9 protein-coding genes and 1 pseudogene are annotated in these 7,820 nt (G+C 68.4%); 4 read left to right on the top strand and 6 right to left on the bottom strand.

Annotated elements, in window-relative coordinates:
* Window positions 1-23 precede the first annotated feature (23 nt).
* The 3 genes from ABZZ74_RS51565 to ABZZ74_RS51575 form a co-directional block, all read right to left on the bottom strand.
* Complete coding sequence (locus ABZZ74_RS51565) at window positions 24-287, bottom strand: transposase (protein WP_356951056.1); 264 nt, start codon at window positions 285-287, stop codon at window positions 24-26.
* Window positions 288-665: 378 nt separating this feature from the next.
* Window positions 666-1,808: an IS4 family transposase gene (locus tag ABZZ74_RS51570; RefSeq protein ID WP_356951063.1), complete on the bottom strand. Its 1,143-nt coding sequence runs from the start codon at window positions 1,806-1,808 to the stop codon at window positions 666-668.
* A gap of 32 nt (window positions 1,809-1,840) precedes the next feature.
* A complete protein-coding gene (locus tag ABZZ74_RS51575; RefSeq protein WP_356951057.1) occupies window positions 1,841-2,107 on the bottom strand; it encodes a hypothetical protein in 267 nt (88 codons plus the stop codon).
* A 1,209-nt stretch (window positions 2,108-3,316) separates the two neighbouring features.
* On the opposite strand from ABZZ74_RS51575, the gene ABZZ74_RS51580 reads away from it, so the two are divergent.
* From ABZZ74_RS51580 to ABZZ74_RS51590, 3 genes are all read left to right on the top strand, one after another.
* Window positions 3,317-3,871, top strand: a complete 555-nt coding sequence (locus ABZZ74_RS51580; RefSeq protein ID WP_356951064.1) for a tyrosine-type recombinase/integrase — start codon at window positions 3,317-3,319, stop codon at window positions 3,869-3,871.
* A 214-nt stretch (window positions 3,872-4,085) separates the two neighbouring features.
* The gene (locus ABZZ74_RS51585; protein ID WP_356951058.1) at window positions 4,086-4,802 is read left to right on the top strand and encodes a tyrosine-type recombinase/integrase; all 717 of its coding nucleotides are present in this window, start codon (window positions 4,086-4,088) and stop codon (window positions 4,800-4,802) included.
* Entirely contained in the window at window positions 4,799-5,788 is a 990-nt protein-coding gene (locus ABZZ74_RS51590) for a tyrosine-type recombinase/integrase (protein ID WP_356951059.1), read from the top strand. The genes ABZZ74_RS51585 and ABZZ74_RS51590 overlap by 4 nt, the downstream gene beginning before the upstream one ends.
* A 52-nt stretch (window positions 5,789-5,840) precedes the next feature.
* On the opposite strand, the gene ABZZ74_RS51595 is transcribed toward ABZZ74_RS51590, so the two are convergent.
* The 3 genes from ABZZ74_RS51595 to ABZZ74_RS51605 form a co-directional block, all read right to left on the bottom strand.
* Entirely contained in the window at window positions 5,841-6,344 is a 504-nt protein-coding gene (locus ABZZ74_RS51595) for a recombinase family protein (RefSeq protein ID WP_356951060.1), read from the bottom strand.
* A 308-nt stretch (window positions 6,345-6,652) separates the two neighbouring features.
* On the bottom strand, window positions 6,653-7,129 hold the full coding sequence (locus tag ABZZ74_RS51600) for a helix-turn-helix domain-containing protein (RefSeq protein ID WP_356951061.1): 477 nt from the start codon (window positions 7,127-7,129) through the stop codon (window positions 6,653-6,655).
* A 189-nt stretch (window positions 7,130-7,318) separates the two neighbouring features.
* Entirely contained in the window at window positions 7,319-7,594 is a 276-nt protein-coding gene (locus ABZZ74_RS51605) for a DUF5372 family protein (RefSeq protein ID WP_356951062.1), read from the bottom strand.
* 47 nt (window positions 7,595-7,641) lie between these two features.
* On the opposite strand from ABZZ74_RS51605, the pseudogene ABZZ74_RS51610 reads away from it, so the two are divergent.
* A pseudogene (locus ABZZ74_RS51610) lies at window positions 7,642-7,820 on the top strand (IS21 family transposase); the annotation flags it as partial.

Consider the following 7,820-nt stretch of genomic DNA (forward strand, 5'->3'; position numbering starts at 1 on the left):
CGTTCAGGCTGCCCTCAGCTGCACTAACCTGCTGCGACAGGCCAGCGGCGGGGTCCTTTCACCCCCGCTCGGAATGGAGGCGCCTCGTGGCGCACGATCGCGTATTTCCAGTCGATCCGGGTGCGGACCGCGTCCGCCGCCGCCCGATCGGACAGATTCTCCGCGAACTGCAGCACCGACACCAGCGCCAGCTGCCCCGGCGACAATCCCGGCCTGCCGTCATCCGGGTACAGAGCGGCGAACTCCTCGTCCTCGAACAGGACATCCAGCCGGTCCCGGATGCTCATGGCCGGGGTGCCCTTGGGACACGCCGCCCGCGCTGTCCGCACCGTCCTCACCGGAATCCGCTGAAAATTCCTCGGCCGTAACGACACCGCACCCACACCCCAGAACCCGAGGTCACCCCGCACATGCTCAGCGAAGCACCCCACCGCCCTCCCGTCAGCCCTTCCCACAAGATCACCAACAGAGTCACACCGGTGATTTAGGTGTTTTTTCGGCGGATCGGCCTGGGCTTTGTCGGCGCGACCAGCGTCGCGCGGGGTGCGTCCGGCCGGGGTGGGTTGCGGTGCTGGGTGCGCTTGAGTTTCCAGTTGGACATCTTGCGCTTGATGACGCGGGGGTTGGTGCGTAACCGGCGTGGTGGCAGGGGGCGTTCGCAGATCTCACGCAGGGCCGTGGCCAGAGCCCGGGTCAGCCGGGAGGGGGGAAAACGCCGCTTGGTCGGTGACGTGGCGGCGGACGATGCGCAGGGTGCGGGTGAAGGACATCCGGTCGGGGTCTTGTTCCGCCTGCCGGGCGGCTTGGTGCATCAGGCCCCGCAGGGCGTGGTGCACCAGGAGGAAACCGAAGATCTCCTGCTCGACGCCGTCCGGGTACTGGGAGCGCAGGACCAGACGGGGACCGCCCTGGTGGGTCTTGATCTCGTCCAGGGTGTTCTCGATCTCCCACCGTTGGGCATAGAGCGCGGCCAGGGAGGAGGCGGATGCGGCCTTCGGGTCCAGGACAGTGGTGATCAGCCGGTAGACCGTGCCGCCGGGAACCAGGGTGTACTCGATGACACGGACGGCGGCGGGGTCCTGACGGCGGTTCTTGTCGCGGGCGGCGACGATCTCGGAGAGATAGGAGCCGTCCTCCAGCAGGGCCCGCACCGGCAGCACAGCATCGTTTTTGACCCGCCACAGCAGGTCGGCGCCGGTTGCTGCGGCGGCCCGCCACAGGTCGAATCCGCGAAAGCCGCGGTCGGCCAGGACCAGCATGCCCGGCTTCAGCGCAGTGAACAGGCGCTGGGCCAGCTCGGTCTCATGGACGGCCAGCGGTCCGCACTCGGCTGCGAAAACCGCATGGGTGCCGCACTCGACCAGCGCGGCCACCCTCGCCTGCGGATAGGCGCTCTTCTCCTGTCCCCGGCTGGTGCCCGGGCGGCCGAAGAAAGAGGCATTGGCCTCGGTGTCCGGCACGTCGAAGGTGGTGCCGGACACCGCGATCAGCCGCCAGCCTCGATACCAGGACCCGCTTGTCTCCTCGGTGGCCACCGGGTGGCACACCCGGGCGAACAGCACCCGCAGTGGCTCCGGGCCCAGCCGCAGCCGGGCCCGGCCGATCGCCGCGGTGGTCGGTACCCGCCACGTCCCTTTCCACCGGCCCATCCGCTCCAGACCGTGGGTGAGCAGCCGCGCGACCTCCTCATATCCCTGCCCCGCGAACAGGCACATCGCCAGTACGAAATAGACCACCACCCGGGCCGGCAGCAGCCGCTGCCGCTGCTCGCCACGGCCGCACCCCGGGGCGTACGCCCCAACGTTGATCGGCTACCCAACAAAGCGAGACGCCATCCGATTCAGCCGGTCAGCCGCTTGCCCGCCACTGTCAGCCACGGAAAGCCGCCCGGCCGCAGATGCAGCAGACTCCACACGTGCCGGCGCACCCTCGCCCGAACCTTTGCGATCCCCGCCAGGGTCGCCTCGTCGAGTGCGGCCAGCATCCGGCGGGCGGTGGAGTGCGAGGCCGCCAAACCGAACAACGGTCGGTGATGTAACTGGAGTTGCTCGGCCTCCGACAGGTTCGCTGCCCCCAGCACGATCCCGACCGCGAGCTGGACCAGCACTGCCGCACGGTTCGCCAGCCGGCCACGGTGCTGGACGGCAGCACCTTCGCCAGCGCGTCCGTCAGTCCCGTGCGGTCCGCACACCGGCGCAGCAGCACCGCCCCGGCATGCCCAACAGCCTCTTCCCGTCAGCCACCACGGACAGCCGACGGTCCCAGCCTGTACGCTCAACCACCAGAAAGGTGCCCTGACTTCTGCAGCGGATATGACTTCGACACTCACATCCTTGCAGGTCAACGGCACCTTTCTGCTATCGGGTCGTCAGCTCGCCCAATTCCGCTGAATACCTGAGGTTAAGCATACGGCCCGAGGACACCGGGGAGGCCCCGGGCCGTATGCGCACCACAGCAACACAAGGCTTCCCCATCGAGTGCTCGCGCGCGTCGCCGCACGCTGTGGTTCCTCCATCATCACCCGTGGGCTCCTGACCCAACAGAGTCATACGACCCGCCCGCACTCGCAGCCGGTGGCTGTTCAGACCATTTCAACCTGTTGTCACCGCCTACGGATACCGTCATTTCGGGCGCCAAGGCGCGGGTGAGGAGACGATCATGACGACGGTTCCGTGTTGGGCTCGAGTGAGCGGTCCGCTGGCTCCGTACGCCGAGGGCTTGCGAGTTGATCTCGAGCGGCTGGGTACACGCCGCTGACAGCGGCCGGGCACGTGCGGTTGGTGGCCCACTTGAGCCGCTGGATGCTTGAGCAACACCTGGCGCCCTCGGAGTTGACGCAGACCCACGGTGGACGCCTACTTCGCCGAGCGTCGTGCGTTCGGCTACGTCAACTCCGTCACCGGCCGGTCCCTGCGACCGCTGCTGGACTACCTGCGGAACTTGGGGGTGACCCCGACAGCAGCACCGGCGGCGCCGAAGGCACCGGTGGAGGTGCTGTTGGCCCGCTACCGGGACTACCTGAGCGTCGAGCGGGGCCTGGCGACTAGGACCGTTGAGCTGAACGTACGCCTGGTTCGACCGTTCCTGCTCGGCCTGGCGGATACCGAGGGCCGCCTTGACCTGGGTGGGTTGGACCCGGGTGAGGTAACCACGTTCGTACTGGAGCAGTCCCGCACGCGACCGGGTTCAGCGGGCCGGATAGTGACCGCGCTGCGGTCCCTGCTCAGTTTCCTCCATATCGGCGGCCTGATCGAGAGGCCGCTGTCCACGGCGGTGCTGACAGTGCCCGGCTGGACGCAGACGCCTGCCCAAGGGGCTGCCGGACGAGCAGGTCGCAGCGCTACTGGCCTCCTGCGATCGAGGTTCGGCGACCGGGCGCCTGGATTTCGCGATCCTCACCTTGCTCATCCGCCTCGGCCTGCGGGCCGGAGAGGTCGCCGCACTGGCCTTGTCCGACATCCACTGGCGGCACGGTGAGATCACCGTGCGGGGCAAGGGCAACCGTTGTGACCGCTTACCGCTGCCGGCCGATGTCGGAGAAGTCATCGTCGACTACCTGCGCGACGGGCGTCCGGAGCGCGCGCAGGACCGCACCGTCTTCGCCCGCGCGCAGGCTCCCTACCGGGCGCTGACTTCCAACGGCGTCACCACCGTGGTGGCCATCGCGGGCCGGCGGGCCGGACTGGGCCTGATCGGCGCCCATCGGCTGCGGCACTCCGCGGCGACCGCAATGCTGAGCGCGGGCGGATCGCTGACCGAGATCGGGCAGGTGCTCCGTCATCAGCACCTGCTGACCACCGCGATCTACGCGAAGGTCGACCACCGGACGCTGCGGCAACTGGCCCGACCCCGGCCCGGTGACGCGGCATGAGCACTCTGCGGTCTCTACGGCTGGAACTGGACCACTACTTGAGCCTGCGCCGCATGCTGGGGTTCAAGCTCCACAACGTCGGACGGCTGCTGGGCCAGTTCGTCGACTACCTCGATGAGCACGGCGTTCATACGCCCCCCACCGAGTCCGGGCTGGCCTGGGCGACGCTGCCCGCTGAAACTTCGAGCACTGGCGGGCGATCCGTCTGTCAGCGGTGCGTGGCTTCGACGCGTATCTGCACAGCATCGACCCCAGCGTCGAGGTCCCCCCGGCCGGGCTGATCCGCCATGGGCCGGACCGCGCCACCCCCTATCTGTATTCCGAGGCGGACATCCTCAGGCTGCTGCGGGAGGCCGACGGACTGCGTCCGCAACTGCGAGCGGCCACCTACCAGACGTTGATTGGCCTGCTTGCGGTCAGCGGCCTACGCGTCGGCGAGGCGATCGCATTGGACAGCGCCGACCTCGACCTCGACAACGAGCTGCTGATGGTACGGCACACCAAATTCGACAAGTCCCGTCTGGTGCCGCTGCATCCGAGCACGCTCAAGGCCCTGCGACGCTACGTGGACCTTCGTGACCGGACGCGTGGGCATCCGGCATGCCCGGCTCTGCTGGTGTCTTCCACCGGGGCCCGGTTGCTGCACTCGAACATCGGGCTCGTCTTAACCCAACTGGCCAGCCAGGCCGGCATCACTCGCCGCTCGGCGTCCTGCCGGTCGCGAATCCACGACCTTCGGCATCGTTTCGCGGTGTTCACCGTGCTGGACTGGTACCGCGAGGACGTGGACGTGGCGGCCATGATGCCCCGGCTGTCGACGTATCTGGGGCATACCGATCCGAAACATACCTACTGGTATCTGTCGGCCGCCCCGGAGTTGATGGCTCTGGCCGGACAACGCCTGGACTCTCACCTGGCAGGTCACCCATGAACACCCTTGCGCCGCTCCTGCAGTCGTTCTTCACCGACCGTCTCGTTCGGCAGCGCCACGCCAGCGACCGCACGATCGCCGCCTACCGCGACACGATCAAGCTGCTGCTGGTCTTCGCCGCCGACCAGACCGGGAAGCCACCCTCCCGTCTGGATGTCGCCGACCTGCACGGATCGTTGATCGGTGCGTTCCTCCACCACCTGGAGGCCGACCGCGACAACGGCGTCCGGACCCGCAACGCCCGCCTGCCCGCGATCCATTCGCCGTTTCGCCACGCGGCTCTGCAGCGTCCCGAGGACGCCGCGGTCATCGCGCGGGTACTGGCGATCCCGCCCAAGCGCTTCGACCGCTCTCAGGTCACCTACCTGACCGAGGAGGAGATCAACGCGTTGCTCGAAGCCTGCGATCAGGCAACCTGGACCGGCCGACGCAACCATGCACTACTGATGCTGGCCTGCCAGACCGGGCTCCGCGCCAGCGAGCTGACCGGATTGACCGTGGGCGACGTGCATTTGGGCGTCGGCCCGCACGTCAGCTGCCTGGGCAAGGGGCGCAAGCAGCGCATTACCCCGCTGACTGTGAGCACTGTCGCCAGGTTGAAGAACTGGATGAACGAACGTGGCGGCCTTCCCTCCGACCCGCTGTTCCCCGCACGTCGAGGCGAGGCACTGAGCCGCGACGGGCTGGAGCGACGCATCACCAAGCACGCGGCCACCGCCACACGCTCCTGCCCGACTCTGCTCGGCAAGAAGGTCTCACCGCACGTCATGCGTCATTCCGCCGCGATGCGGCTGCTGCACGCTGGCGTCGACACCGCCGTGATCGCCTTGTGGTTGGCGCACGAAAACGTCGCGACTACGCAGATTTACATCCATGCTGACCTCGCGCTCAAGGAGCAGGCGTTGGCCAGGACCGCCCCGCAGGATGCCACCCCGGGCCGCTACCGACCCGCCGACACCACCTTGGCGTTCCTCGACGGTCTGTAGATTATGCCGCTCACCTACGGCCGGGCTCCGTCACCACGACGGCTCCTGGCCGTCACCTCGGCATAACGGCAGGGGCCGCATAAGAGGCCTTATGCCGATCTCGGTATAAGGCCTCTGACATGGTGCCTTTGAGGCCGAGGAGCAATCTGTCGTTGAAGTTCCCGGGGTCGTAGAGGCCGTCCTCGTCCAGGATCAGGGTGCCGGTCAGCGCGCAGATCTCCAGCAACCGGTGCCAGTCGGTGTTGTTGCGGGCCAGTCGTGACACCTCGAGGCCGAGGACGATCCCGGCGTGTCCCATGCCGACCTCGGCGACCAGCCGCTGGAAGCCGTCGCGGCCCTCGGTAAAGGCGCCGGACTGGCCCTGGTCGGTGTCGATCACGATGATCTGGGAGTGGTCCCAGCCCAGGGCGATGGCGCGGTTGCGCAGAGCGTACTGCCGGGCGGTCGACTCGGTGTTGTTGATCACCTGTTTCAGGGTGGACTGGCGGATATAGAGGTAGGCGTCACGCTGCAGATGCTCGCGGGTCACCTTGCCCGCCGCCCCGGTCGCGTCCATGGCCGACGTCAACTCCCTTTGCATTGTGGATGGTTGGGTCTGCTGGTTCGTCGGGTGGGTGAAGGTGGGCCAGGGCCATTGCGGCCAGAACCCGTACGAGTTCAGCGCTGTCACTCGGCAGGCCGGGCGGCACCTGGCCGGGGGCGGGCCGGACTGTCGGGGCGGGCAGGGACCGCCAGGTCGACACCCAGGCGGCCATGCCCTTGGCGGCGAGCACGCCCCGGCCCAGCCGCCAGCCCTCGCCCGTGCCGTCAGTGATCGCTGTCCGGAATTCCTCATAGCGGGCCGCCACCGCCCGCGCGGGGCTGTCAGCTGCGGCTTTTGGGCAACTCCTGGGTGCGTGCCGCCTCGCGGCGGGCCAGTGCCCGCTCGATCGAGCGCGGATGGACACTCAGCCCGTACTTCTCGGCGACCGCGTCGGCCAGGTCCTTGGAGCGCAGGGACGGCTCGGCGGCCAGCCGCGTCTCGACGTACTCCATGACCGCGTCGGTGAGCTTGCGCGGACCCTTCGGCCCGGGCTTGCCCGGCACCAGCGCGGCCGGTCCGCCCGCGTCCAGCGCAGCGGCCGCGTCGTAGTAGACCTGCCGGGAGAACCCGAACTCCCGCGCCGCCCGTGCCGCGGGCACCTTGTCCACCCGCACCCGGCGCACCATCTCGTACTTCACCTGCACCAGATCCCGCGGATCGCAGAACTCGGAGGCGGTGAACACCGCGTCGATGACGGCCTCCGGCTGCAAGTTCAGCGTCCGCGTGGCCCGCAGTGCCTCCTCTTTCGGATCGCTCACCGCCGTGCCGACCATGCCACCTCCCACGTCCGATCGCTGCCTCAAGAATTACGTCGCCGCTGATCGCGGCCAAGAGCGCGCGGACGCAACCGATCAAGGATCTGTGCAGGCCAGTCGGCATGGCGTGCGCTGTCTCGATCACCGTGCGCCGGATACGCCCCCACCGCTGCGGCGTGATCCCCAAGGCGGTCACGGCGTCAGCTCCTGGACGCTGCCGCCGCGGCCGTCCAGGTGCCCGATCAGACCGGCCAGGGCCAGCAGGTCCTCGGTGCGAAACGGGCTGCGACCCGCGGCGAGGACGACGAATGGATCCTCCCCACCCGCATCGGTCCATGCCGTCGGCACGGACACCACTTCGCCCGCCTCGTCGCGGAAGTAGACGCGGTCCTCACCCCAGTTCTTGCGCCGGACGACGAACTCGTACGACCGGCCGTGCCACGGATGGAACGGGTGCGTCACCCGCACAACTCGCTCCGCACCATGCGGATCAGGAGCACTTGACGGCCCTGTCCAAGGGCCGCGTCGAGCGGCAGGTGGGCATCGTCCGCGATCACGTGCTGGCCGGACGGGCGTCTTCGTCCGTCGAGGAGTTGAACGCCGCTTTCGCGGCCTGGGTGCCGCTGCGGCGGGCGAAGGTGCACGGCACTCATGGCGAGGTCATCGGCCATCGGGCAGAGCGCGATCACATGGC

The sequence above is a fragment of the Streptomyces sp. NPDC006476 genome, from assembly GCF_040612015.1.
Taxonomy (GTDB): Bacteria; Actinomycetota; Actinomycetes; order Streptomycetales; family Streptomycetaceae; genus Streptomyces; species Streptomyces griseorubiginosus_B.